The organism is Ruegeria sp. CG1 (assembly GCF_056537265.1).
The window spans coordinates 237,337-258,876 of the sequence record NZ_JBQFRF010000001.1 but is presented as its reverse complement, the minus strand read 5'-3'; the positions used below and the strand labels follow the sequence as shown (position 1 = coordinate 258,876).

Here is a 21,540-nt window from a genome sequence, read left to right as displayed (position 1 = left end):
CCTGCTCCCCTTATCTGTTGCGATTGCCGCGGCCCAATGCGCGGCTCATCTGCGCCGCGATCTGGCCTTGAGAGCGGCGGAACCCCTGCACATCCGGTGTTGAGATATTCATCACCACGTTGACCGCTCGCGCGCCGCCCTGTGACCGCACACCCAGCTTGCCATCGGCCCCGCGCGCCAGTGGCATGATCGCCTCGGGACCCGCCTCACCCATCAACCCGGTGCCGCCTCGCATCGGGAACATGGTCGGACTGCTAACGACCCCACCATTGGCAAACGGCATCACACGGCCCTGAGAAAAACTGCCTCCGTCCGCGAAGGGCAGAATCCCCTGAACCAACCCACCAACCCCGTTGGCCAGCATGCCGCCAAAATGATCCGTCACAGGTTTGATCGCCGCCGAATACGCCGTGCGGATCATCGAGTTCTTCAGCACATCCAGCGCGCCCGACAGGTTCATCCCATCCAGCACCACACCATCGAACGCCTTGCGCAACCCGCCCGACATGCCACGCTCCAGCGTAGCCACATCCTTTCCGGTCTCTTCAAACGCGGCCTTGATCCGTCGCATCTGGCCATCAAATGCCGAGGCCATGGTCGCCGCATCGCCCAGCGCGTCACCCAGCGCCTCTCCCCGCTCCTGCAGGTCGTCAAAACCATCACGATCCGTCATTACGCTCTCCTTGTGTCTTGTCCGGATATGCCGCGAGCAGCGCATCCAGCCCCGCCCGGTTCATCGCCGGCATCCCCGCGCCCTGCCCCAGCATCAGCCGCAGCTCAGCCGGGGTCAGACGCCAGAACTGATCCGGCGTCAGGCGAAGACCGAGGAACCCGGCCCGCATCAGTACGGGCCAGTCGAACCCGCTCACTCGGGCACCATGAAGGCGCGCGCCAGCAGCTCAGCCGCCGCCTTCGCACCCGCCATCGGCCCGCCTGCAATCTCGACATGCAGCAGATCATCGCGGGTCACCTGAGACCCGCCGCCGCGCAGCCCGGCAATAAGCAACGCCAGCACATCGCCGCTGGAATATGCGCCACCCTCGAACCGCTGCACCAGCTCGACCAGAGACCCGGCTTGCAGCTCCTGTTCCAATTCCGCCAAAGCGCCCAAAGTCAGCTTGAGCACCCGCTGCTCCCCATCGATGGTCAACGCCACCTCGCCCGTCCACGGATTGGCCATCAGAGCGCCGTAAAGCTCAGCGCACCAGCGCTTGCCATGCTCATCTCATAGGTCGCCTCACCGTTATGCGAGCCCGCATATTCGATGCTGCTGACCTGAAACGGGCCTTCGATAATACCGAAATCGGGGATGATCACCTGAAAGCCGGGCGTCTCACCGTCAAAAAACAGCTGGCGCGCACGCTCATCTGTGCCCGCATCCTTGAACACGCCCGAGCCCGAAATCGCGGCCGATTTGACCCCGGCCCCCGACAGCAACTCGCGCCACCCGCCCTGACTTTCCAGGCTGGTCACATCCACACTTTCCGCGTTGAAACTGATCCGCGTCGCGCGCAGGCCCGCGATGGTCTCGAACAGGCCGGTGCCGTTCATATCCACTTTGACCAAAAGGTCTTTTCCGTTCTGGGCAGCCATATGCTCTCTCCGTTGATTGCTTAGTCGTCTTCCACGCGGGCGCGGAATCTCAGATCGATCTGGCGGATCGCGCCGCCAGTTCCCGTGCGCCGGGCGCTAGCGCGTTCGAACCACAGCCCCACCAGATGGCCCCGGTCCAAGCTCAGCGCTGCACCTTCCAGCGCGTCACACACCGCGCCCGCCAATGTCTTGGCCGCACTGAAGCCCGCCGCCTCGGAAACCACCGAAACCGTGAACCGGTGCAATGCGCCCGCCCCCGACCGGTCCGAGGCGTCCCGCACCTCCTCCGGCCCGAGCGTCACATAGGTCTGAGGCAGCACCCCCGATGGCACCGCGTCATAGATCGCACCGCCTGACAGGGCGCTTACCTGCACATCCCCCAAAAGCTGCTGAAACACCGCCGCCTGCAAAGCGGCTGCAACGCCATAGCTCATGCCGCCACCTCTTCATCTGCAAAACAGGTCAGATATTGGCCGCGCCCATCACGCTCGGCCACCGCGCGGATGACAAACCGGCGCGTCCCTTCGACAAAGCGCTGATCCGGTGTGGGCCGCAATTTGGACCCCTCGGGCGCGCCCCGCACGACGATCCGGTACCCTACCCGCGACACCGAAGCGCCACCGACAGCGCGTTCCGCCCCACTGCGCGCCGTGACTTCCGCCCAAAGCGAGCCCAGCGCGGCCCAGGTCTCGGTGTATCCCCCCGCGCCATCCGCATTGCGCACCGGAGCCTCCAGCACCAGCTTGCGGTTCAATCGCGGCGCGCTCATTGCGTCACCCCTGCGCCGAAGCGCACCGTGCGGTAACGCTGGATCAGACTGGTCACACCAAACGGCATGCAGCCCGCACCCAGCGCCGTCTCATCGCGATATTCGTAGTAATGCGCCGCCAACAGCAGCACCGCTTGCCCCAGATCAGCGGGCAGCCCGCCCCAATCCGCTGCCATCCCGACAGTGAAGGCAATCTTCACCGAGCCGCCGGTCTGCACCCTTGGCAAACAAGCGCCAACCGGACGCAACCGAGGGCGCTGCATGTCGCGCTCCAAACGGTAAGCTTCGGCATCCACAACCGTGTCGGTCCCCGCCGCATCCGTCAGCGTGATCGCAGCAACCGAGACCACCGGGGCCACCGGCAGCACTTCACCTGCTGGATCGCGCCAACCGTTCAGGCTCCACGAGAAATCCCGTTCGATCAGCACCTTACCGGTGCGCGCCTCAATCGCCGCAATGGCCGCACGCAGAAAGCCATTCAACACCTCGTCCTGCAAATTGCCCTCGGCAAACCCCGTGCCCAACCGCAGATGCGCCTTGAACTGATCCACCGGCAGCGCCGCATCCGCGATGGCGGTTTCTTCGATCAACATCATCCATTCACTCCGCAATCTCGGACCCCTCCGGGGCCGTATCCTTGGAAAATGACGGGCACGCGCCGCCCCACGTTGCTCGGACGGAGGGGAGCAGCTAGACAACGCGGGGGATCTCACCCCGGCCCGCGCCCGCCGCCCGAGGGGCCTTGCAGCCCCCCGGATCCGCCACCGCTTAGGCGATGCCGAATTTCAGCAGTTTGATTGCAGCAAAATCGCTCACATCACCGCCCACGCGCTTGGTCGCGTAGAACAGGACATGCGGCTTGGCGCTGAACGGATCGCGCAGCACGCGCAGATCGGGACGTTCGGCTATGGTGTAGCCCGACTGGAAGTCACCGAAGGCAATCGAATAGCTGTCGGTCGCCGCATCCGGCATGTCCTCGGCAATCAGCACCGGATAGCCCATCAGACGCGCAGGCTCACCAGCGGCTAGGCCATCCGACCAAAGGAAGCGGCCATCGCTGTCCTTCAGCTTGCGGATCAGACCCGCGGTTTTCGAGTTCATCACGAAAGTGCCGTTCACCCGGTACTGCGCGCCCAGCGCATAGACCACGTCCACAATGGCATCCGCATCAACGCCGCCATCAATGCCCGACGCGACATAACCCAGGCTGTCCCAGCCCCAGCTGCCGTTCTCCATCGTGCGGTGGGTCAGGATGCCCTTGGGCTTGTCCACACCATCGCCAATGATGAACGCCGCCGCCTCGGCCCGCGCAAACTTGTCAGCGATACGACCGGCAAGCCAGCCTTCGACGTCAAACGCACTGTCATCCAACAGACGCTGCGACGCCTTGGGCAAAGCACTCAGCTCGTGCAGCGGGATCGAAATCCGATCAATCGACGGAGTCGACGTCTCAGCCGTGGCCGAATTCTCATCCGCCCAACCCGCGCCCACATCTGTGTGATCGATCAGCACGTCGAACGAGTTCGCCTCGACATTCACCACCGACGCAATCGAACGGATCGAAGCAGTCGAATTCAACACCGACTTGATCATCTCAGCCGTCTGCGGATCGACCAGATAGCCACCATCGCTGTTGACTGCCGTCGAAAGCGACTTGGCCTCAATCTCCAGCCCGCGCAGCCCGTCATCCTCGCCCGAACGCACATAGGCGTCGAATGCCTTTTGATGCGGGGCACCGTCCTCGATCGAGGCCGCAAGATGCGGACGCGCCGCGATGGTTGATTTACGATCCAGCATGGTCAGTCGCTCTTCTGTCTGTTGCAGTTTGGTTTTAACTTCAGCCTTCAGGCCCTTGAATTCATTCACGAAGCCAGCCATCGCCTGCTTCACCTCCTGAACCAGGGGCGCACCCTCTCCGGTCAAGGCCGGGGTCTCGGTCTTGCTCATCAGCATGTCCTGTTTTTGGGTGGGTATTGAGGCGCGCTAGGTCCGCGCCAGCTCCTGCCGAGCGTCGTTGAACACCTCGGCAATACTGCGCCAGGTGTTTTCAACGTCAGGCTCAAAACCCTTCGCTGCCACCCGCGCACTGGGCAGCATCGGGAAGGTCACCAAAGACACCTCCCACAGCTCCAGTTCGGTCAGGACCCGCTGGCCCTTGTCATTTTTCACAGCCCGTTTGGTGCGATAGCCAATCGACAGGCCGTCCATCGCCCCCGCCCGGATCAACTCGGCCGCCTCACGGCCTTTCTGCGTGCTCTCCAGCAAACGTCCCTTGACCCAAAGGCCCTTGTCATCCTCGCGCACGTCGTCCCAAACACCGATGGGCTGCGCCGGGTCGTGCTGCCACAGCATCTTGACCCGCTGACCCGCTTTGGCCAGCCCGTCAAGCGAGCCGCGATACGCCCCGCGCTGCACCACGTCGCTGCCCTGATCGACCTGCCCGAACAGGCTGGCGTAGCCCTCGATCACAGCGTCCTCGGTCACCGACAAGCCGTCCCCAAACCGCGCGAATTTATGTTCCAAATCCATGAACTTCTCCATGTAACCCGCTGACATTATGGCGTTACCGCAAGGAATGACTGAAACGCCTGCGCCAAAATCACCGCAGCCACGCCGTACACTGTCAGCCATAACCGCTTCTCCAGCCGCTCCATCATCTCTTCAATCTGATCCAACCGCCTGCACAGGTGCGCATGCTGGATCTCGGTCACCCGCTCATGCGCGGCCAGGCGCAGGCCCGGCGCGCAGTCGAACGGAGGATACCCGTCACCCATCGCCACGCTCCGGCAGCCCCAGCAACGCACGTTTCTCAGCATTGCTCAGGAATTCGGCCCCGCTCACCCGCGCCCATTGCGCATCCCGTTCCGCCGACAGCGCGGGTACCTGATCCAGATCGGGTTTCAGCACCAGATCCTCACCGGTAAAGCCCGCCAGCCATTCCGACACCGCCGCCGCCACCCGCGTCACCAGGGGCAGCACGGTCAGGCGATAGAACGCCCGGTTGGCCTCCTGATAGTTCGAATAGGTCGCGTCGCCCTGGATCCCCAGCAGCATCGGCGGGACCCCAAAGGCCAGCGCGATCTCGCGGGCGGCGGCTTCCTTGGTCTTTTGAAACTCCATATCGGACGGAGAGAACCCCATCGGCTTCCAATCCAGCCCCCCTTCCAGAACCATCGGGCGGCCCGCATTGCGCGCCCCGCGATAGTTCTGCTCGATCTCATCGGACAGACGCCGGAACTGATCTTCGGCCATCACCCCATGGCCATCGCCCTTCCACACCAGCGCCCCCGAAGGCCGCGCCGCATTATCCAACAACGATTTAGACCACCGAGACGCGCTGTTGTGCACATCGATCGCCATCGCCGCCGCTTGCATCGGAGAGAACCCATAATGGTCATCCTGAGGGTGGAACGACTTAATATGGCAGATATTTTCCGCCGCAAACCGGTGCTTCTTCCCGCCCACGGCATAGTCATACGCCTTGGGCCACCCATCTGCCCCCGGCACCACGCTCATCCGGTCCGAGCGCAGCACATGCAGCTCTATCGGCAAGCCTTCCTCGGCCCGTACCGCTTCGACATAAGCATTGCCTGACAGCAGCAACTGCCCGAACAGCGCCTCCATCAACTCCGCCCGCCCCTGCGCCGCATTCGGACGGCGCATCAGGGACAGGATCGGATGGGTATCATAGCGCTGCGCCTGATCCTGCAGCACCAGTGGCAAGGCCGCCGCCGCCTCGGCAATCAGCTTGACCGAGCGGAACCCCACCGGATTCCCCGAAAACCCTGTGCGCGTCAGCGACACCGCATCCCTGGGGCTCCACGCCACGCGCCCGCCCGTCTGCCACGCCACCACAGGCCCCGCCGCGCTCGCCTTCGCCTCGGGCGCTTCGCCCGCCGATCCACGACGCAAGAAATCGAATACCATCTGTGCTCCTTTCTGCCGCCGCTCTGCCCGGCTTGTTGAAAGGAGTTATGACGGAAAGAAGTTTAAGGCTTGGGAATAGGGCGTACGGGAGTTGGGCAACGGAAGCGGACCGACAACCAATCAGGGTTTCCTGCCGCTGACAATATAAGCTGACGCCTGAAATACGACTTCGCCGTTGACCGCGCGGAACTCTGCAAGAGCGTCGTCTGCACAAGCTAAGACACTCGCGATTTTCTCTTCACTCAGGTGAATATCAAATAGAGGCAACCATCCGCGCAAATCGGCCTCAACCATTATTCTAGCGCTTGGGAACCTCGCCGGCTCGGTTTTGTTGGTAACTGAAATGTCCAAGAAGCCAGCCTTTTCATAGACTGACGCGACCTTTTCAGATCTTCCCAACGAGTAGGGTAATCTCAGGGCATCTGCGGCCGCCCTGCTGATTTCCGACTCCAGAAGTTTGATTATCGCATGATAGGCCGGATTGTGATCCAGATCATTCCAAACAGCTACTGAAACCACTCCATCCGGCTTGAGCACACGGTACATTTCGCGTGCCGCTTGATTACGATCTTGGAAAAACATAATGCCGAACTGAGAGAGTACGGCGTCAAAAACGCCACTCTCCAGCCCGGTATCCTCTGCACCGGCCAAAACCCAGTCAATGCGCGGCTCGACCTCTCGCGCAGCCGCAATCATCCCTGGCGCCGGATCGAGCCCGGTTACATGGCCTGCATCGCCGACCACTGATAACAAGTGCCGCGCCAGAACACCGCTGCCGCATGCAATGTCCAAAACCTGCTGGCCCGCTTGGACTCCGGCGGATTTCACCAAATGTGGGGGCCACGGCGCAAACAATGCGGGCACAAACAGCTCCTCATAGCCACGCCCAGCGTCCAGTTCCTCTTGTGAAACAGTAGGTTCCATAGTGTCTCTCCGGCTCAGTTATAAGAACCCCGACACAAAAGACCCTACACCCTCTCTCGATTCGAAACGAGATGTGCGACCTTCTCGCGATTCCTCGCATCTATGGCTTCACAAACTCCGCACCCTAGACCGCCGATACGCCCCCGCAGGCCCTACCACCAACTCATGCAACGCCCAGACCAGAGCATCGACCCGGTCAGCCGAGCCCTGCACCTGACTCCAGCATGGCCGATTGCAAGGTTTAGCAGCTCGCTGGACATTTAACCTAATTCCTTTGCAATCGCCGCCAAGTTCTTGTGATTTCGTGCCATGGCAATTGTCTGCGTTTCACATGCCCCCAAGTGTGCTTCAAATTGAAGAGGCCACCCGATGACTGAAAACGAACCTGCACCGTCCGGACACTCCGATACGAACAATAACTGGACCAAGGAACCTACTGCTGCCGACAAACACGTCTACGAGGTGTTTGCCTCCAACGTAGTCGTTCTTGTGCAGCTGCTTGATGACTACAAAACAATGATGTCGCCGGATGTCCACGCAAGGCTGTTTTCTTCGCTGCTGACATTGTCGCGTTTGCTCGGAGAATACGAGGACAGTTGGAATCAAGAGTACCCAACGTCCTGAACCTGAATGCGCCCAGCGAAAGATCAGCTCTTTAGTCGAAATTTGATTGTTTGTAGAGCAACCCTCAAATTGCTCACAAACTCCGCACCCTCGGCCGCCGAAACGCCCCCGCGGGCCCTACGACCAGCTCATGCAGCGCCCAGACCAGCGCGTCGACGCGGTCGGGCGAGCCCTGCCCCTCGAACCCGCGCGCAGTCATCTGGCACATCTGCTCTTCCAGAGAATCCAGTCCGGCGACATGCGCCACCCGCCCTTGCTCGTACAAAGCCGCCACAGGCTCGGCCCGCGCGACCTTGCCGCGCGACGCCCGCACCGCGCGATAAGGCACCAGAGGGTCCACCTGCCGCACGACCTCTTCCACCAGTTGCCCACCCTGATTGACCTCGGCCACCAGCCGTTCGGCCCCGAATTCATCCATCGCGTCAATCGCCGCCTGCGCCCAGCCCGCAGGACCAACACCCTGCACCGTCCTGTCGGCCAGCACATAGGCGCGCCACTCTTCAGGCGGCCCCTGCACCCGCGCACCCACAACCACGATCCCACAGGCATCCGCATCCGCCCCCGCCGTCACAGCCGGGTCCAGCGCCACGACGATACGATCCAACGCGGGCACCTGCGCACAGCGCGTCGCCTCCAGCACCGAACCTGTCCACAGTGCTCCTTCGGCATCCGACAGCAGCACCCCGTCCAACTCCTGCCGCCCCAGCCGTGTGCCCGCGTATCGCGCGCGCACCTCGTCCAGAAACGAATCCGCCAGATTGGCCCGGTTCGCCTCGGTCGGTGCATGGGTCTGCACCGTAGACGGTGACGCCAGCAAATCCTTCAAAACCTTCACATTGCGCGGCGTCGTGGTCACACAGACCCGAGGCCGATCCCCCAAGCGCAGCGCAAATTGCAACATATCCCAGGTCTCGCCCGCCTTCTTCCACTTGGCCAGCTCATCCACCCAGGCCGCATCAAACTGCGGCCCGCGCAAACCCTCCGGATCATGCGCCGAAAACGCCTGCGCCTCGGCCCCGTTGGGCCAGACCAGCTTGCGTTCGGATGCCTTCCACACAGGCCGCCGATCCGGCGGTGAACACTGCAATATCCCACTATCCCCAAAGATCATCACATCGCGCACCTGATCAAAGGTCTCACCGACCAAAGCCACGCGACTGGCCTCACCCTTATCCAAAGGCAAAGACCCCTCGACCACCGACCGCACCCATTCGGCCCCGGCCCGCGTTTTGCCAGCCCCGCGCCCACCCATGATCACCCAGGACCGCCAATCCCCTTCAGGCGGCAACTGATGCGGCAGCGCCCAGAACTCGAACAGGAAAGGGAGGGCACACAGCCCCCCCTCCCCGATCTCACTCAGAAATCTGCCCTGCACCGCAGCAGGCGCGGAGGCGAGCCAGCCTGCACCCGATCTCAGATCGTGCCCGATCAAGGTCGAGCGCATAGCCCCCTTGGGCAATTCCGGCTTGTCTGTGATGTTGTTCAACAAAGCTTGTCTCCACTTTCTGGCAACTGCGAATCAGCCCCTCTAGCTGACCCAGTTGCTTGCCTGTTCCGGCAAGGTCTGCATCCTCCCCGGCACCGATCTGTTTTCGCAGTTCTTCCGCCGCTTGGCGCAGATCGCGAATGGATCGCTCAAGCGACCGCAATAAATCAGCCGTCTGAGAAATCCGCTCTTCCGGGGTAATCAAAGTCATGTTTGCCTGTGACCTCATGCGTGAGTTTTTCCGCACGAGAGAAACGAAAAACGACCGCCGGGTCGCCCCGGGGCCGTTGCCCACCTCTTCTAGCATGACACAATTCATACCAAGAAAAGCGCGCAAAGTCAATGCGTTACGCAACGCGGACGCAACACCCGGCGTCCGATCCGTTAACGATCAGCCCCGCATGACCTCAAGAAACGCAGCGCTTACGATCAAAGCCGCACCCAATGCTTCTCTCATCCCAAACGGCTCGCCCGAGAAGACCGCCGCCGAGATCAGGCCCACCACAACTTCGCTCATCAGCAGTAGACCAACGCGTGCCGGGGTCAGCTTGGTTGCGGGCCAAATCGTCAGAAAAAACATCGGCAAGGTGTACAGGACCGACAGCAACGCGACCGGGCCGATTCGTATAACCATCTCGCCGACTGCCTCTGATGACGCCAAACCGCCGCCGAATGGAAGGCTCAGCAGAGACAAAACCAAAGCGCCTGAAATAAAGGCAAAAACCTGCCCCGGAACAGAGATACCGGACGTCCGATAAAGCCCCAGCGATCCCATCGCCCAAGTGATCCCCGAGATCAGGGCCAGCCAGTCTCCAGTATTGCGCGGCCAGGGAAACCCCTGTTCTCCGCCAAGCACGATGAACATGCCACCCAGACCGCAGAGTAAGCCCAGCACGCGCGCCGGGCCAAGACGTTCACCCAGAAACACCATTCCAAGGATCGTTCCCCAGACCGGTGTCAGATAGAACAGCAGGATTGACCGGACGACATCTGTGTAAACCAGACTGATGGTAAACAAGCTGAACGCAGCACCGGTGAACATCCCGCTGAAGATCAGCCCGCGCCAGTCTTTCAAAAGCGCTTGCCGTTCGCGCATCAGGAAAGGCGTCAGTACGATCAACGCCGAGGTGTACATCACAATACCGGGCCATGGGCCATCCAGTCCTTGGTCGACAAAGTAGCGAACCGGAATCCAGTACAGCCCCCACATCATCCCGCCGATGACAAGGGCGACGCTGGCGGTCCTCAAATCCGCTCCGTGTAAAGCTCTGAATGTCATGACCCGACTCATAAAACCTTCCGAACCGTATCTGGCAAACGCGCAACCCGCGCAAGCTTATGGCCGACACGGCGCTTGACAATCGCGACCGCAAGGCGCATGTGCCCCTCAAACAGCGCTACCGCGTGAGCACGTGGGCGACACCGCCCCCAACAGCGCCCGATTCACCCATAGTTCCCCATCACGCAGGGTTCTTGACGCGACAACCAGATGCTGCAGGGAACGCCTGCACGTCCTGAGGTTTCGCACAACCCCTGCCGGTCGCGGAAGCGGCCCATCACGACTTGCCCGTGGACCTTTGCCTCGGGCTGTAAAGGATAGTTATTTGTTCGACTTCGATATGCTGGGCCTTGCGCCCGCTCTAAATGATGCGCTCAAACGCGCCAACTTCACTCAACCGACCCCGATCCAGAACCAGGCGATCCCGCTGGCCCTGAATGGTCACGATATCCTTGGCCTCGCCCAGACCGGTACAGGTAAGACATTGGCCTTTGGCCTGCCGCTGATCGACCATCTGCTGGCCCAGCCCGGCAAGCCCGATCCCAAAACCGCCAAGGCGCTGATCCTTGCGCCCACCCGCGAGTTGGTCAACCAGATCGCCGACAGCCTTCGCAACTTGACCAAGAAAACCAAGATCCGCGTCGCGACCGTGGTTGGCGGTCAGTCGATCAACAAGCAGATCATGTTTCTGGCGCGCGGCACCGACATTCTTGTCGCCACCCCCGGTCGCCTGATCGACCTGATGGATCGCGGTGCGGTTAATCTGGGTTCAGTCAAGCACCTCGTGCTGGACGAGGCTGACCAGATGCTCGATATGGGCTTCATCCATGCCCTGCGTCGGATCGCGCCGGAACTGGGCACGCCGCGCCAAACCATGCTGTTCTCGGCCACCATGCCGAAGCAAATGGAAGAGCTCAGCCGTGCCTATTTGACCAACCCGCAACGGGTGCAGGTCTCGCCCCCCGGCAAAGCAGCCGACAAGATCACGCAGTCGATCCACTTTGTTGAAAAGCCTGCAAAACCCGCCAAACTGCGCGAGATCCTCTCGGCTGACATGGACGCGCTGACGTTGGTCTTCTCCCGCACCAAACACGGGGCCGAAAAGCTGATGAAGGGGCTGGTCGCGGATGGGTTCAACGCTGCTTCCATCCACGGCAACAAAAGCCAGGGCCAGCGCGACCGCGCCATCAAGGCCTTCCGCGCGGGTGAGGTGAACGTCCTCGTCGCTACCGACGTCGCCGCGCGCGGCATCGATATTCCGGGCGTGGCCTATGTGATCAACTACGACCTGCCCGAGGTACCGGACAACTATGTCCACCGCATCGGCCGCACCGCTCGCGCAGGCCGCGAGGGCGAGGCCATTGCCTTCTGCTCGGCGGAAGAGGTCGACCTGCTGCGTCAGATTCAGAAGCTGATGAAGATCGAAATCCCGGTCGCCAGCGGTGAGATGCCTGAAGCAATCTCACCAAAGAAAACCCCGCGCCGCCCAAGCAACCGCCGTCGCGGCCCGAAACCTCAGCACTCTGGTGCGCCCAAACCGGGCGGTCAGAAACGCCGCCGACCGCGTCGCGCGAAAGCGGCCTGAATAAGAAACGGCCCGGTCGATTGATCGGGCCGTTGCTTTATCGGGGTCAGAGCTTCGTGTTGTACAAGTCGGACAAAGTGCCGTTTCAAACCTGTACAACACGGACGATTGAATCAGTTCCCGGAATTCCGCTCGGCCTCGATCTCACGCCACTTTGCGACGTTGCGATTGTGCTCTTGCAGGGTCTCGGCAAAGGCATGACCACCGGTTCCGTCCGCAACAAAGAAGATGAAATCCGTGTTGTCAGGTGCCACCGCAGCCTCAAGGCTCGCGAGACCCGGATTGGCAATCGGGGTGGGTGGCAGCCCTTCGATAACATAGGTGTTCCAAGGCGTCGCACGGCGCAGTTCGCTTTGCCGCAAACCGCGACCCAAAGTACCCTGCCCTTTGGTTACACCATAGATCACCGTCGGGTCTGTCTGCAGCCTCATACCTTGGTTCAGACGGTTAACGAAAACGCTGGCTACCTGGCCACGCTCTTCCGGCTGACCTGTTTCTTTTTCGATGATCGAAGCCAAAATCAGCATCTCTTCGGGGCTGTTCAGAGGTAAACCATCCTGACGCCCCTCCCACGCTGCGTTGATTCTAAGCTGTTGTTTTTCCTGCATTTCAGCAAGAATTGCATTCCGATCTTCACCGGGTCTGACCTCATAACTGTCAGGGGCCAACCTCCCTTCAGCGGGCAAATCGGCTACTTCACCGGTTAGCAAATCCATCGCCTTTAGCGACTCGACAATCTGCCAACTGGTAACGCCTTCAGCTAACGAGATGCGATAACGCGTATCCGCCTCACCGCGTTTTTCTGCATAAACTTCCGGGGCGTCCTCTTCGCCGATCACAAAGGAAGCCACCTCATCAAAATCCAGAGTCGCCGGGTTCAGTTCCCGCACGCGGGTCTGCATACGGGTCACACCAATGCGGTATTCGATCTCGGTCCCGCAAGTGCTGGCGCCGCTATGAGTTATGTCGTCGACGATTTGCTCCATCGACGCGCCTTCGCGAACCAGAAAGCTACCCGCTTTCAGCTGCTGAGATTTGTCTGTGTAATCAGCAGCTAAGCGGAAAATCAACCCGCTGCTGATCGCACCTTGATCCTCGAGGTCGCGGCTGACCCGTGTCATGTTGGAGCCCGGCTTTACCTGCAGGCAGATCGCGGTTTCCAGCGGTCCTTCTGACTTGTATTGCGACTGCCCCCACAGGACGACACCGCCCATCAGGAACAGCCCAACGATCAGTATTGTCAACGCGTTCGAAGCGAGCGCTCGCCACATTTAGTTGACCTTTCCGAAGATCACACTTGCATTGGTGCCGCCGAAGCCGAACGAATTTGACAAGGCCACGTTGATCTCACGCTCTCGTTTTGCATTCGGTGCCAAGTCGATCGGAGTCTCCACCGCAGGGTTGTCCAGGTTGATGGTCGGCGGTGCAACCTGATCGCGGATCGCAAGGATCGAAAAGATCGCCTCAATCGCGCCAGCAGCGCCCAGCAGGTGACCAGTGGCCGATTTGGTCGATGTCATCGTCGCGTTGCTGGCGTGATCCCCCAGCAGGCGCTCAACTGCACCCAGTTCAATTGTATCCGCCATGGTCGAGGTGCCATGCGCGTTGATGTAATCCAGATCCTTCGGCTCAAGCCCCGCACTACGCAGCGCTGCTTTCATCGAGCGTTCGGCCCCGTCGCCATCCTCGGACGGCGCGGTGATGTGATAAGCGTCACCCGACATCCCATAGCCCAGAACCTCGGCATAAATCTTGGCACCGCGCGCTTTGGCGTGTTCGTAATCCTCAAGAACTACAATGCCTGCACCTTCGCCCATGACGAAACCGTCGCGGTCGATGTCATAGGGGCGGCTCGCTTTCTTCGGATCATCGGCGTATTTGGTCGACAGCGCCTTGCAGGCGTTGAAGCCGGCGATACCGATTTCGCAAATACAGCCCTCGCCGCCGCCTGCGATCATCACGTCTGCATCCCCGGCGCGGATGATGCGGCTGGCATCACCGATCGCATGAGCACCGGTCGAGCAAGCAGTCACGACCGAGTGGTTCGGCCCCTTGAACCCATGACGGATCGAAACCTGCCCCGAGGCCAGATTGATCAGCGCGCCCGGGATAAAGAACGGAGAAACCCTACGGGGACCTTTGTCGCGGATCAGGTTGGCCGTGTTGGCAATTGATCCCAGCCCACCGATACCGGACCCAATCAGAACGCCCGTGCGCAGGCGGTCTTCTTCGTCTTCGGGCAGCCAATTGGCATCCTTGCAAGCCATCTCGGCTGCAGCGATGGAATATAGGATGAAATCTTCAATCTTGCGCTGTTCTTTCGGCGGCATCCAATCGTCAGGATTAAACGTCCCGTTGGTGCCATCTCCGCGCGGCACTTCGCAGGCATAGGTCGTGGTGACCCCGCTTGCCTCGGCATCAAACTGCGTGATTGGTCCTGCGCCGGATTCTCCATCCAGCAGCCGTGACCATGTTTCCTCGACCCCACTGGCCAAAGGAGTGACCAATCCAAGACCGGTTACAACGACTCTGCGCATGAAGTGCCTCTTGCCTGCTTCCTGTTATGAGAACCGCTCATACCCCGGCCCGGGGTGCGGGGGCAAGAGCAACGGCATATTCTGAACCGGCATCCTTGTGCCGTAACCTGTTCAAATCCTCTGTCAATTCAGTTGAACGATGCCTGAAAGGCAAAAACCCGCCCTTCCTTCAACGGGAAAGGCGGGTCGTCTGGTACTGAAGTTTACTGGAACTCGGCGACTGGCTCGTGTGCCGATTGGGCGACTTCCAATGCTTCGGACAGATCGACGGACTTGCGGAACAGTGCCCGGCCAACGATCGCACCCGAAATATTCGAGATATAGGCGAGACGAGAGATATCGTCGCTGGTACGCACGACACCGCTGGCTATGATCGGTGTACGCGATTTTTCGGCCAGTCCTGAAATCAGACCCAGCTGCGCCTCGACGTCTTCCATATCGCTATCGATATCGGTCACCAGAATGGCAGCAAGAGGCGTATCCGCGAAAGCTTCGATGAAGGCTTCCGGGGTAAACGCACTTTGGCTACGCCAACCTTCGGTCATCACTTGCCCTTGCCAAACATCGACCGCCAACACGATCTGATCGGGATAAAGCTTAGCCAATTCCTTAACCAACTGTGGGTCCCAAGCCGCAAGTGTGCCAATCACGATTCGGCCAGCCCCTTTGTTGATCCAATGTTCAACATGCTCGCGGGTCCGCATCCCCCCTGCCAACTGTACTGACATTTCAGAGGAGCGAATGATTTCTTCGATCAGCTCGGAATTGGTATCCCGGCCTTCGATCGCGTCAAAATCCGTAAGCTGCATCCATTCCGCTCCAGCCGCAGACCAGCCGCGCGCGGTCTCGACCGGATCTACATGCCAGATCATCGCTTCATCCAGACGCCCCTTGTCCAGCGTAACGCACCGACCGTTCTGCAACTCCATCGTGGGGTAAATCATCATGATTCATATCCTCCGCTGAATCATTCCGTAATTCCACGATAGCATAGAGTCTCAGTTTGCCGCTTTATTTCACAAGATCGGCAAAGCTCGTCCATTTTGCGGCATCGCACTGCCCAATGCGCTTCACACCCGTGTCGGAGGTCCGTCACGGCGAAACAGATGAACGGGGGTGTCGCGGTATTCAGCTTCGCGCAACAGCTTGTAGCCCAGCTTTTCAGCCAATCGCTGTGAGGCTGCATGGTCCGCGTCGATCAGCGCAACCAACGGGCCCGGAATGATCCGGTCGAACCAGTCGTGCGCCGCCTGCGCGGCCTCACACCCGTATCCTTGCCCCTGCATGTCCGGGGCCAGAACCCAGCCGGCTTCGGGAAAACCATCAAAATCATCGCCCAGAGACCGGTTGCCATAGAAGAACCCGGCTTGCCCGATCAGAGTACGATTCGACTGCAGCATCACACCCCATTGACCGAACCCGGTCATCTGCCAATGTCCAGCGTTGCGCAGGAAAGAATCCCACGCCTCGCCGCGCGTTTTCGGGGTGCCTCCGATATGGCGTACAACTTCGGGGTCGCGCCAGATTTCGGCGAACCGGTTGAAATCCTCGGGCCGCATTGCACACAAGGTCAGACGCGCCGTGTTGATCATCGGGGTGGATCTTATCATGCCCTTGCCCGCTCAGAAACTTGCCTCAGGTGTCAGAGTGCGGAGCCTCAACGCCTCAAAGCAAGCGCGAAATGTGGCAGAGCAAAAAAAACGGCGCTTCCGTTGCCCGGAAGCGCCGTTTTTGCCTCAGTCAGGTCAGCTTAGGAAGCTTCGCTGATGAATTTGACCGCGTCGCCAAAGGTCTGGATGGTCTCGGCTGCGTCGTCCGGAATCTCGATGCCGAACTCTTCTTCGAACGCCATTACCAGCTCAACGGTGTCCAGGCTGTCTGCGCCCAGATCGTCGATGAACGAGGCGTTTTCCGCAACCTTGTCCTCTTCAACACCCAGGTGCTCAACAACGATCTTCTTTACGCGATCTGCGACGTCGCTCATGTCTATTCCTCATTTCAATTTCAGGGCTGTCCGCCCGGTTCTGCCCTTGCCCGTTCGGGGTGGACTTGTTTTGCCCTTTCCGGGCGGTTTGGGTCCCGGGTCCCCGGGAAATCAGAGAACCGGCCCTTGGACCGGTTCCTGCGCATATGCGCCGCCTATAGCACAGACAACGCACAAGGCAAACGCTTTCGCGCCCACCCTGAATTGCGATTACAACATGGCCATACCGCCATTCACATGCAAGGTGCTTCCGGTAACATAACCTGCTTCAGGGCTTGCCAGATACAGCACAGCGGCTGCGATTTCCTGCGGATCACCCATACGACCGGCCGGAACCTTGAGCAGCAGACCCTTCTTTTGCTCATCCGTCAGCTTCTCGGTCATCGCGGTGGTGATAAAGCCCGGCGCAACCGCATTAACGGTAATGCCACGGGTCGCAACCTCATGCGCCAGCGCCTTGGAAAAGCCGATCATGCCGGCCTTGGAGGCAGCATAGTTCGCCTGCCCTGGATTTCCGATCGCAGCCACAACGGACGAGACATTGACGATCCGACCCCAGCGCGCCTTCATCATGCCCCTGATCACGCCTTTGCACAGCTTCATCGTTGCGGTCATGTTCACGTCGATCACGCTCTGCCATTCTTCATCCGACATGCGCATGAACAGGTTGTCGCGTGTGATGCCTGCGTTGTTCACCAGAATATCAACCGAGCCCATCGCCTCAGCCGCTTGTTTCGGCAGGGCCTCGACGGCTTCGGGATCGCTCAGGTTACACGGCAAGACATGCGCACGATCGCCAAGGCTGTCGGCCAGAGCTTGCAGAGGCTCCACGCGCGTTCCGGAAAGGCCAACAGTTGCACCAGCGTCGTAAAGCGCGCGGGCGATATCGCCGCCAATACCACCCGAAGCACCGGTGATTAGCGCATTCTTACCTGTCAAATCAAACATCTATGTTTCCTCTCTGGCCGCCGAATCCGGCGGCTGTCCCTTGTTCATGCGCCGGGGTTAACGGCTTTTTGTACATCTTCAGGCGTCCCGACCGCTGTGCACGCCAATGCTCGATCGATCTTGCGGATCATTCCCGACAGAGCTTTGCCCGCGCCGATCTCCCACGCTTCGGTCACACCCTGCGCGACCATGTACTGTACGCTCTCACGCCACCGAACCGAGCCGGTGACCTGTTCCACCAGCAACTGACGGATCATATCTGGATCAGCCACAGCTTCGGCGCGAACATTCGCAACCAAAGGCACGGCAGGCGCTTTGATTTCAACCGAAGCCAATGCCTCTGCCATTACATCTGCCGCAGGCTGCATCAGCGCACAGTGAAATGGAGCACTTACCGGCAACATAATTGCACGCTTGGCACCTTTTTCCTTGGCGATCTCGGCTGCGCGCTCAACAGCGGCTTTTGAACCAGAAACGACTACTTGGGTTGGGTCATTGTCATTGGCAGCCTGACAGACCTCATCTTGCGCGGCCTCTTCCGCAACGGCGCGCACCGCTTCAAGATCGAGCCCCAGAATGGCGGCCATTGCGCCCTCGCCCACCGGCACTGCACTTTGCATCGCCTGCCCGCGCGTCCGCAGCAGGCGGGCAGTATCGGCAACCGTCAAGGCTCCGGCCGCAGCCAGCGCCGAGTATTCACCCAGCGAGTGACCCGCCACATAAGATGCCATTGAAATCAAAACGCCTTCGGCCTCAAGTGCGCGCATTGCGGCCATCGAGGTTGCCATCAGCGCGGGCTGTGCATTCTGAGTCAGGGTCAGCTCTGCGATATCGCCGTCCCAGATTAGATCGCTCAGTTTTTCGCCCAAGGCCTCATCGACCTCATCGAAAACGGCGCGGGCGGCTGGATATGCCTCAGCCAAGGCCTTGCCCATTCCGATGGTCTGGGCGCCCTGCCCGGGGAAAACAAACGCGCGTGTCATTGGTGCCTCTTGCGTGACGTCAGATTTCGGCGGGGTTTAAACTGACAATCGGCGCGGCACAAGCATTGCATGCGTTCTGCATCAGGACACCTTTACTGTGCATTTCTCTGTCTTGTGTCCACACGGCATCCATTTAACTTACCCTCAATTCAGAAACTCGGAGAGCCAATCGATGCCCCTTACCAACACCCGGTCCAGCTATGGTGGTGTAACCAAAGCATTTCACTGGCTGACCGCACTACTGATCCTGACGGCTCTGCCGCTGGGCTGGTTCGCGAACCAATTGGCCCATGCGATTTACGATCCGAGCATTCCCACGACCGAGGATGACATCGCCCGCGCCGCCCAGCTGTTTTCACTGCACAAAACCATTGGTGTTACCGTGTTCTTCGTCGCACTGGCCCGAATCCTTTGGGCTGTTACCCAGACGAAGCCGGGCTTGCTGAACGCTGAAAACAAACCCGAGGCCTTCGCCGCCGAAACTGTGCACTGGCTGCTGTACGGCTCGCTTGTACTGGCTCCGCTCAGCGGCTGGATCCACCACGCCGCCACCGACGGCTTCGCGCCGATCCTATGGCCCCTTGGTCAGAACCTGCCGCTTATTCCGAAGTCAGCTTTCCTTGCCGACATCAGCGCCAGCCTGCATTGGCTGTTCGTCTGGGCCCTGGGTGTGGCACTCGTGCTGCACATAGCGGGCGCGCTGAAACACCATGTCGTGGACAAAGACAGCACCCTGCGCCGTATGCTGCCCGGCCAATCGGACGCGCCGGAACCCCCGGCGCAGCACCATTCCATTGTTCCCGCCTTCGCCGCCTTGGCAATCTGGGGCGCGGTGCTGGTCGGAGGTTGGTCCACCGGTGTCTTTGACGACCAGTCCAAAGCATCCGAAGACACGGCCGAACTTGCGCAAGTTCAATCGGAATGGGAGGTCGAAGACGGATCCCTGTCGATTACTATCTCGCAACTGGGCAGTCCCGTAAGCGGCGAGTTTGCAGACTGGACTGCAGCGATAGCGTTTGAGGATCCCGCCGAACCCGGGTTGGCCGGTTCCGTCGATGTAACGATTGCCATTGGTTCACTCAGCCTCGGCACAGTCACCGACCAAGCGATGGGTGCGGATTTCTTTGACAGTGCGCAGTTTCCTACGGCCCAATTTAAGGCCGACCTGTTCAAAACGGATGCGGGTTATGAGGCGCGAGGACCTCTGACAATCCGGGACAAATCTATCGATGTCGTCCTGCCATTTACGCTGGAACTGGCCGACGATGCAGCGACGATGTCGGGGAATCTGGAACTCAACCGAATGGATTTCGACGTTGGAACATCGCAACCCACCGAAGATTCGTTGGGGTTCACGGTTATCGTGGCAGTCGAATTGACGGCAGAACGCGACAACAAATAAAAAACCGCCGGGGCGCATAACCCCGACGGTTTCTTTTTGGGATCATGAAGGGATTAGTCGGCCTTCTGCGCCTCGATCGAAATATTGACCTCGACCTCGTCACCCACGAATGGAGCGAATTGGCCCAAATCAAAATCGCTGCGCACCAGCGTTGTGGTGGCGTCAAATCCGGCCCATGGCTTGCCCGCCATCGGGTGCTCACCCACCTGGTTAAGCTTGGCATCCAGAACCACGGATTTGGTGACACCATTCATGGTCAGATCACCGGTGATGTTGGCTGTGTTTTCGCCAGTGACCTCAATACCAGTTGAAGTGAAGGTCACCAGATCACCTTCGGCTGCGCCAAAGAAATCTTCGGTCATGAAGTGATCTTCGCGCGGCTTCCAACCGGTGATCATCTCAACGACCGGCATCGAAACAGTCACGCTCGATGCTGCCGGGTCTTCCTGATCAAACATGATTTCGCCCTCAAAGCCCGAAAACATGCCCGTGGTAGTCGAAAAGCCAAGGTGGTTATAGCTGAAGATGACCTGGCTGTGGCTGGGGTCCAGAACGTATTTCTCGGCGCTGGCAAACGCCGAGGTCGCTGATACGGCCAAAGCAGCAGCAAGAAGGGTGGATTTCATGACAATCTCCGCAAATTTGTGAATGCAAACCGAATGGGTTGCTCGATAACAAAAATGTGCTGCCCAAGGGCAGCACACAAGTTTTTTTGATTCACAACTTCTGTTCCTTTTTGAACAGAATAAAAGTCAGGCGAAAATTGTTACGTTTTGGCTGAGTTGACCTTTGAGCGCTGAGCCAACATCCGCCGATTCCAGTGGCAGCTTCATCAGCAGGCTTCCGTCTACATCGTACAGTTCGACCTGGTCGTCAGCGAAACGCGCGCCACCCAGCGAGTCGTAGCTGCGGCGCAATACCGTTTGCGGCCGACCGTTTTCGTTTTTCTGAAGAATGCGAACCTCGCGGCGGATTGGGTCAAAGTAGGCGTCTGGGCGCGCATCCATCACCTCGATGGTCAGCAGGCTGACGCCAACAATCAAGAACATCAGCGAAGCGACTAACTTGATAGGCCAAACCTCGGCCCCCATAACCGAACCCGGCATCAACCACATCGAAAAGGCCGACACAATCAGAAAGACACCAACGGCACGCAGAAGAAACATCCGAGCCCGCCAATTCGGCGCAAACGTAATCAGCACGGGGACGGATTTATCAAATACCGCGGCAGGTGCCGATTGTTCAAAAGTGTTTGTGTTCATGACGGCCATTGTCTTGCCCTGTCTATGTTTTCCAATCTACCGGGTTCTCCCGGCTTCATGAACAACCTCGGGGCGAAAAGCGTCAGGAATTGGGCGCACCAGTGGAAATAGGGCGACTTCACAAAGGCATATGTGGCAGGGCTTGCCCCGCCCGCTCAAACGTGTATACGGGGCCATCCTTCGCAGGAGTTATGAATCGCGCAGCCTCTCGTGGCAGGGTCGCGAAGGACCATATGG

At 59.7% G+C, this 21,540-nt stretch carries 26 protein-coding genes; 3 read left to right on the top strand and 23 right to left on the bottom strand.

The genetic code is table 11. From position 1 onward, the window contains the following. Positions 1-10 precede the first annotated feature (10 nt). From ACR0AU_RS01330 to ACR0AU_RS01275, 12 genes are all read right to left on the bottom strand, one after another. Positions 11-673, bottom strand: coding sequence for a phage tail tape measure protein (locus ACR0AU_RS01330; RefSeq protein WP_170403101.1), 663 nt, complete (start codon positions 671-673; stop codon positions 11-13). Next, the gene (locus ACR0AU_RS01325) at positions 660-869 is read right to left on the bottom strand and encodes a rcc01693 family protein (protein ID WP_170422216.1); all 210 of its coding nucleotides are present in this window, start codon (positions 867-869) and stop codon (positions 660-662) included. Before ACR0AU_RS01325 ends, ACR0AU_RS01330 begins: the two co-directional genes overlap by 14 nt. Continuing rightward, positions 866-1,180, bottom strand: a complete 315-nt coding sequence (locus ACR0AU_RS01320) for a gene transfer agent family protein (RefSeq protein WP_170733372.1) — start codon at positions 1,178-1,180, stop codon at positions 866-868. The genes ACR0AU_RS01325 and ACR0AU_RS01320 overlap by 4 nt, the downstream gene beginning before the upstream one ends. Next, positions 1,180-1,593, bottom strand: coding sequence for a phage major tail protein, TP901-1 family (locus ACR0AU_RS01315; protein WP_170733373.1), 414 nt, complete (start codon positions 1,591-1,593; stop codon positions 1,180-1,182). Before ACR0AU_RS01315 ends, ACR0AU_RS01320 begins: the two co-directional genes overlap by 1 nt. 20 nt (positions 1,594-1,613) lie before the next feature. Beyond that, positions 1,614-2,027, bottom strand: a complete 414-nt coding sequence (locus ACR0AU_RS01310) for a DUF3168 domain-containing protein (protein ID WP_170663689.1) — start codon at positions 2,025-2,027, stop codon at positions 1,614-1,616. Then, on the bottom strand, positions 2,024-2,362 hold the full coding sequence (locus ACR0AU_RS01305; protein WP_170733374.1) for a phage head closure protein: 339 nt from the start codon (positions 2,360-2,362) through the stop codon (positions 2,024-2,026). The genes ACR0AU_RS01310 and ACR0AU_RS01305 overlap by 4 nt, the downstream gene beginning before the upstream one ends. Beyond that, the gene (locus ACR0AU_RS01300; protein WP_480795164.1) at positions 2,359-2,958 is read right to left on the bottom strand and encodes a head-tail connector protein; all 600 of its coding nucleotides are present in this window, start codon (positions 2,956-2,958) and stop codon (positions 2,359-2,361) included. Before ACR0AU_RS01300 ends, ACR0AU_RS01305 begins: the two co-directional genes overlap by 4 nt. Before the next feature lie 172 nt (positions 2,959-3,130). Beyond that, positions 3,131-4,309, bottom strand: coding sequence for a phage major capsid protein (locus ACR0AU_RS01295; RefSeq protein ID WP_480795163.1), 1,179 nt, complete (start codon positions 4,307-4,309; stop codon positions 3,131-3,133). 36 nt (positions 4,310-4,345) lie between these two features. Beyond that, complete coding sequence (locus ACR0AU_RS01290; protein ID WP_480438661.1) at positions 4,346-4,891, bottom strand: HK97 family phage prohead protease; 546 nt, start codon at positions 4,889-4,891, stop codon at positions 4,346-4,348. Between the two features lie 26 nt (positions 4,892-4,917). Further along, positions 4,918-5,136: a GTA head formation protein, RCAP_rcc01685 family gene (locus ACR0AU_RS01285; protein ID WP_170733377.1), complete on the bottom strand. Its 219-nt coding sequence runs from the start codon at positions 5,134-5,136 to the stop codon at positions 4,918-4,920. Then, positions 5,129-6,289, bottom strand: a complete 1,161-nt coding sequence (locus ACR0AU_RS01280) for a phage portal protein (RefSeq protein ID WP_480795162.1) — start codon at positions 6,287-6,289, stop codon at positions 5,129-5,131. The genes ACR0AU_RS01285 and ACR0AU_RS01280 overlap by 8 nt, the downstream gene beginning before the upstream one ends. Before the next feature lie 120 nt (positions 6,290-6,409). After that, positions 6,410-7,153: a methyltransferase domain-containing protein gene (locus ACR0AU_RS01275; RefSeq protein ID WP_480795161.1), complete on the bottom strand. Its 744-nt coding sequence runs from the start codon at positions 7,151-7,153 to the stop codon at positions 6,410-6,412. 429 nt (positions 7,154-7,582) lie between these two features. Here ACR0AU_RS01275 and ACR0AU_RS01270 point away from each other — a divergent pair, with 429 nt between their 5' ends. Beyond that, positions 7,583-7,837: a hypothetical protein gene (locus tag ACR0AU_RS01270; RefSeq protein WP_170422230.1), complete on the top strand. Its 255-nt coding sequence runs from the start codon at positions 7,583-7,585 to the stop codon at positions 7,835-7,837. Between the two features lie 73 nt (positions 7,838-7,910). Here the strand turns inward: ACR0AU_RS01270 and ACR0AU_RS01265 are convergent, their stop codons facing one another. Next, the gene (locus ACR0AU_RS01265; RefSeq protein WP_480795391.1) at positions 7,911-9,281 is read right to left on the bottom strand and encodes a DNA-packaging protein; all 1,371 of its coding nucleotides are present in this window, start codon (positions 9,279-9,281) and stop codon (positions 7,911-7,913) included. A gap of 433 nt (positions 9,282-9,714) precedes the next feature. Then, positions 9,715-10,602: a DMT family transporter gene (locus ACR0AU_RS01260; RefSeq protein ID WP_170403131.1), complete on the bottom strand. Its 888-nt coding sequence runs from the start codon at positions 10,600-10,602 to the stop codon at positions 9,715-9,717. Between the two features lie 325 nt (positions 10,603-10,927). Between ACR0AU_RS01260 and ACR0AU_RS01255 the strand changes: the two genes are divergently transcribed. Continuing rightward, entirely contained in the window at positions 10,928-12,187 is a 1,260-nt protein-coding gene (locus ACR0AU_RS01255; RefSeq protein ID WP_170512004.1) for a DEAD/DEAH box helicase, read from the top strand. Positions 12,188-12,300: 113 nt separating this feature from the next. Here ACR0AU_RS01255 and mltG read toward each other — a convergent pair whose 3' ends face one another. The 7 genes from mltG to fabD all read right to left on the bottom strand — a co-directional run bounded on the left by mltG (position 12,301) and on the right by fabD (position 18,639). Then, entirely contained in the window at positions 12,301-13,458 is a 1,158-nt protein-coding gene (gene mltG / locus ACR0AU_RS01250) for an endolytic transglycosylase MltG (protein WP_480795160.1), read from the bottom strand. After that, complete coding sequence (fabF, locus tag ACR0AU_RS01245; RefSeq protein WP_170403139.1) at positions 13,459-14,724, bottom strand: beta-ketoacyl-ACP synthase II; 1,266 nt, start codon at positions 14,722-14,724, stop codon at positions 13,459-13,461. A gap of 203 nt (positions 14,725-14,927) precedes the next feature. Then, positions 14,928-15,671, bottom strand: a complete 744-nt coding sequence (locus tag ACR0AU_RS01240) for a 1-(5-phosphoribosyl)-5-[(5-phosphoribosylamino)methylideneamino]imidazole-4-carboxamide isomerase (protein ID WP_170396463.1) — start codon at positions 15,669-15,671, stop codon at positions 14,928-14,930. Between the two features lie 123 nt (positions 15,672-15,794). Then, complete coding sequence (locus tag ACR0AU_RS01235) at positions 15,795-16,334, bottom strand: GNAT family N-acetyltransferase (protein WP_170403143.1); 540 nt, start codon at positions 16,332-16,334, stop codon at positions 15,795-15,797. A gap of 140 nt (positions 16,335-16,474) precedes the next feature. After that, positions 16,475-16,708, bottom strand: coding sequence for an acyl carrier protein (locus ACR0AU_RS01230; protein WP_008756330.1), 234 nt, complete (start codon positions 16,706-16,708; stop codon positions 16,475-16,477). 210 nt (positions 16,709-16,918) lie between these two features. Next, positions 16,919-17,656: a 3-oxoacyl-[acyl-carrier-protein] reductase gene (gene fabG, locus ACR0AU_RS01225; RefSeq protein WP_170396459.1), complete on the bottom strand. Its 738-nt coding sequence runs from the start codon at positions 17,654-17,656 to the stop codon at positions 16,919-16,921. Between the two features lie 44 nt (positions 17,657-17,700). Continuing rightward, complete coding sequence (fabD, locus tag ACR0AU_RS01220; RefSeq protein ID WP_170733385.1) at positions 17,701-18,639, bottom strand: ACP S-malonyltransferase; 939 nt, start codon at positions 18,637-18,639, stop codon at positions 17,701-17,703. A gap of 172 nt (positions 18,640-18,811) precedes the next feature. Between fabD and ACR0AU_RS01215 the strand changes: the two genes are divergently transcribed. Further along, positions 18,812-20,041, top strand: a complete 1,230-nt coding sequence (locus tag ACR0AU_RS01215; RefSeq protein WP_170733386.1) for a cytochrome b/b6 domain-containing protein — start codon at positions 18,812-18,814, stop codon at positions 20,039-20,041. A gap of 53 nt (positions 20,042-20,094) precedes the next feature. Here ACR0AU_RS01215 and ACR0AU_RS01210 read toward each other — a convergent pair whose 3' ends face one another. After that, positions 20,095-20,667 (bottom strand): YceI family protein, encoded by a 573-nt coding sequence (locus tag ACR0AU_RS01210; protein ID WP_170646377.1) that lies wholly within the window; start codon positions 20,665-20,667, stop codon positions 20,095-20,097. A gap of 126 nt (positions 20,668-20,793) precedes the next feature. Next, positions 20,794-21,303 (bottom strand): hypothetical protein, encoded by a 510-nt coding sequence (locus ACR0AU_RS01205; protein WP_255612061.1) that lies wholly within the window; start codon positions 21,301-21,303, stop codon positions 20,794-20,796. Positions 21,304-21,540 lie beyond the last annotated feature (237 nt).

Excerpts from the sequence above, each read along its gene's own strand:
- mltG (WP_480795160.1), bottom strand. The coding sequence starts at position 13,458 with ATGTGGCGAGCGCTCGCTTCGAACGCGTTGACAATACTGATCGTTGGG.
- ACR0AU_RS01210 (WP_170646377.1), bottom strand. The coding sequence starts at position 20,667 with ATGAAATCCACCCTTCTTGCTGCTGCTTTGGCCGTATCAGCGACCTCG.
- ACR0AU_RS01270 (WP_170422230.1), top strand. The coding sequence starts at position 7,583 with ATGACTGAAAACGAACCTGCACCGTCCGGACACTCCGATACGAACAAT.
- ACR0AU_RS01320 (WP_170733372.1), bottom strand. The coding sequence starts at position 1,180 with ATGGCCAATCCGTGGACGGGCGAGGTGGCGTTGACCATCGATGGGGAG.
- ACR0AU_RS01280 (WP_480795162.1), bottom strand. The coding sequence starts at position 6,289 with ATGGTATTCGATTTCTTGCGTCGTGGATCGGCGGGCGAAGCGCCCGAG.
- ACR0AU_RS01310 (WP_170663689.1), bottom strand. The coding sequence starts at position 2,027 with ATGAGCTATGGCGTTGCAGCCGCTTTGCAGGCGGCGGTGTTTCAGCAG.
- ACR0AU_RS01215 (WP_170733386.1), top strand. The coding sequence starts at position 18,812 with ATGCCCCTTACCAACACCCGGTCCAGCTATGGTGGTGTAACCAAAGCA.
- ACR0AU_RS01315 (WP_170733373.1), bottom strand. The coding sequence starts at position 1,593 with ATGGCTGCCCAGAACGGAAAAGACCTTTTGGTCAAAGTGGATATGAAC.
- ACR0AU_RS01235 (WP_170403143.1), bottom strand. The coding sequence starts at position 16,334 with ATGATAAGATCCACCCCGATGATCAACACGGCGCGTCTGACCTTGTGT.
- ACR0AU_RS01300 (WP_480795164.1), bottom strand. The coding sequence starts at position 2,958 with ATGATGTTGATCGAAGAAACCGCCATCGCGGATGCGGCGCTGCCGGTG.
- ACR0AU_RS01295 (WP_480795163.1), bottom strand. The coding sequence starts at position 4,309 with ATGAGCAAGACCGAGACCCCGGCCTTGACCGGAGAGGGTGCGCCCCTG.
- ACR0AU_RS01240 (WP_170396463.1), bottom strand. The coding sequence starts at position 15,671 with ATGATGATTTACCCCACGATGGAGTTGCAGAACGGTCGGTGCGTTACG.
- ACR0AU_RS01265 (WP_480795391.1), bottom strand. The coding sequence starts at position 9,281 with ATGCGCTCGACCTTGATCGGGCACGATCTGAGATCGGGTGCAGGCTGG.
- ACR0AU_RS01205 (WP_255612061.1), bottom strand. The coding sequence starts at position 21,303 with ATGAACACAAACACTTTTGAACAATCGGCACCTGCCGCGGTATTTGAT.
- ACR0AU_RS01330 (WP_170403101.1), bottom strand. The coding sequence starts at position 673 with ATGACGGATCGTGATGGTTTTGACGACCTGCAGGAGCGGGGAGAGGCG.
- ACR0AU_RS01290 (WP_480438661.1), bottom strand. The coding sequence starts at position 4,891 with ATGGATTTGGAACATAAATTCGCGCGGTTTGGGGACGGCTTGTCGGTG.
- fabG (WP_170396459.1), bottom strand. The coding sequence starts at position 17,656 with ATGTTTGATTTGACAGGTAAGAATGCGCTAATCACCGGTGCTTCGGGT.
- fabD (WP_170733385.1), bottom strand. The coding sequence starts at position 18,639 with ATGACACGCGCGTTTGTTTTCCCCGGGCAGGGCGCCCAGACCATCGGA.
- ACR0AU_RS01260 (WP_170403131.1), bottom strand. The coding sequence starts at position 10,602 with ATGACATTCAGAGCTTTACACGGAGCGGATTTGAGGACCGCCAGCGTC.
- fabF (WP_170403139.1), bottom strand. The coding sequence starts at position 14,724 with ATGCGCAGAGTCGTTGTAACCGGTCTTGGATTGGTCACTCCTTTGGCC.
- ACR0AU_RS01230 (WP_008756330.1), bottom strand. The coding sequence starts at position 16,708 with ATGAGCGACGTCGCAGATCGCGTAAAGAAGATCGTTGTTGAGCACCTG.
- ACR0AU_RS01305 (WP_170733374.1), bottom strand. The coding sequence starts at position 2,362 with ATGAGCGCGCCGCGATTGAACCGCAAGCTGGTGCTGGAGGCTCCGGTG.
- ACR0AU_RS01285 (WP_170733377.1), bottom strand. The coding sequence starts at position 5,136 with ATGGGTGACGGGTATCCTCCGTTCGACTGCGCGCCGGGCCTGCGCCTG.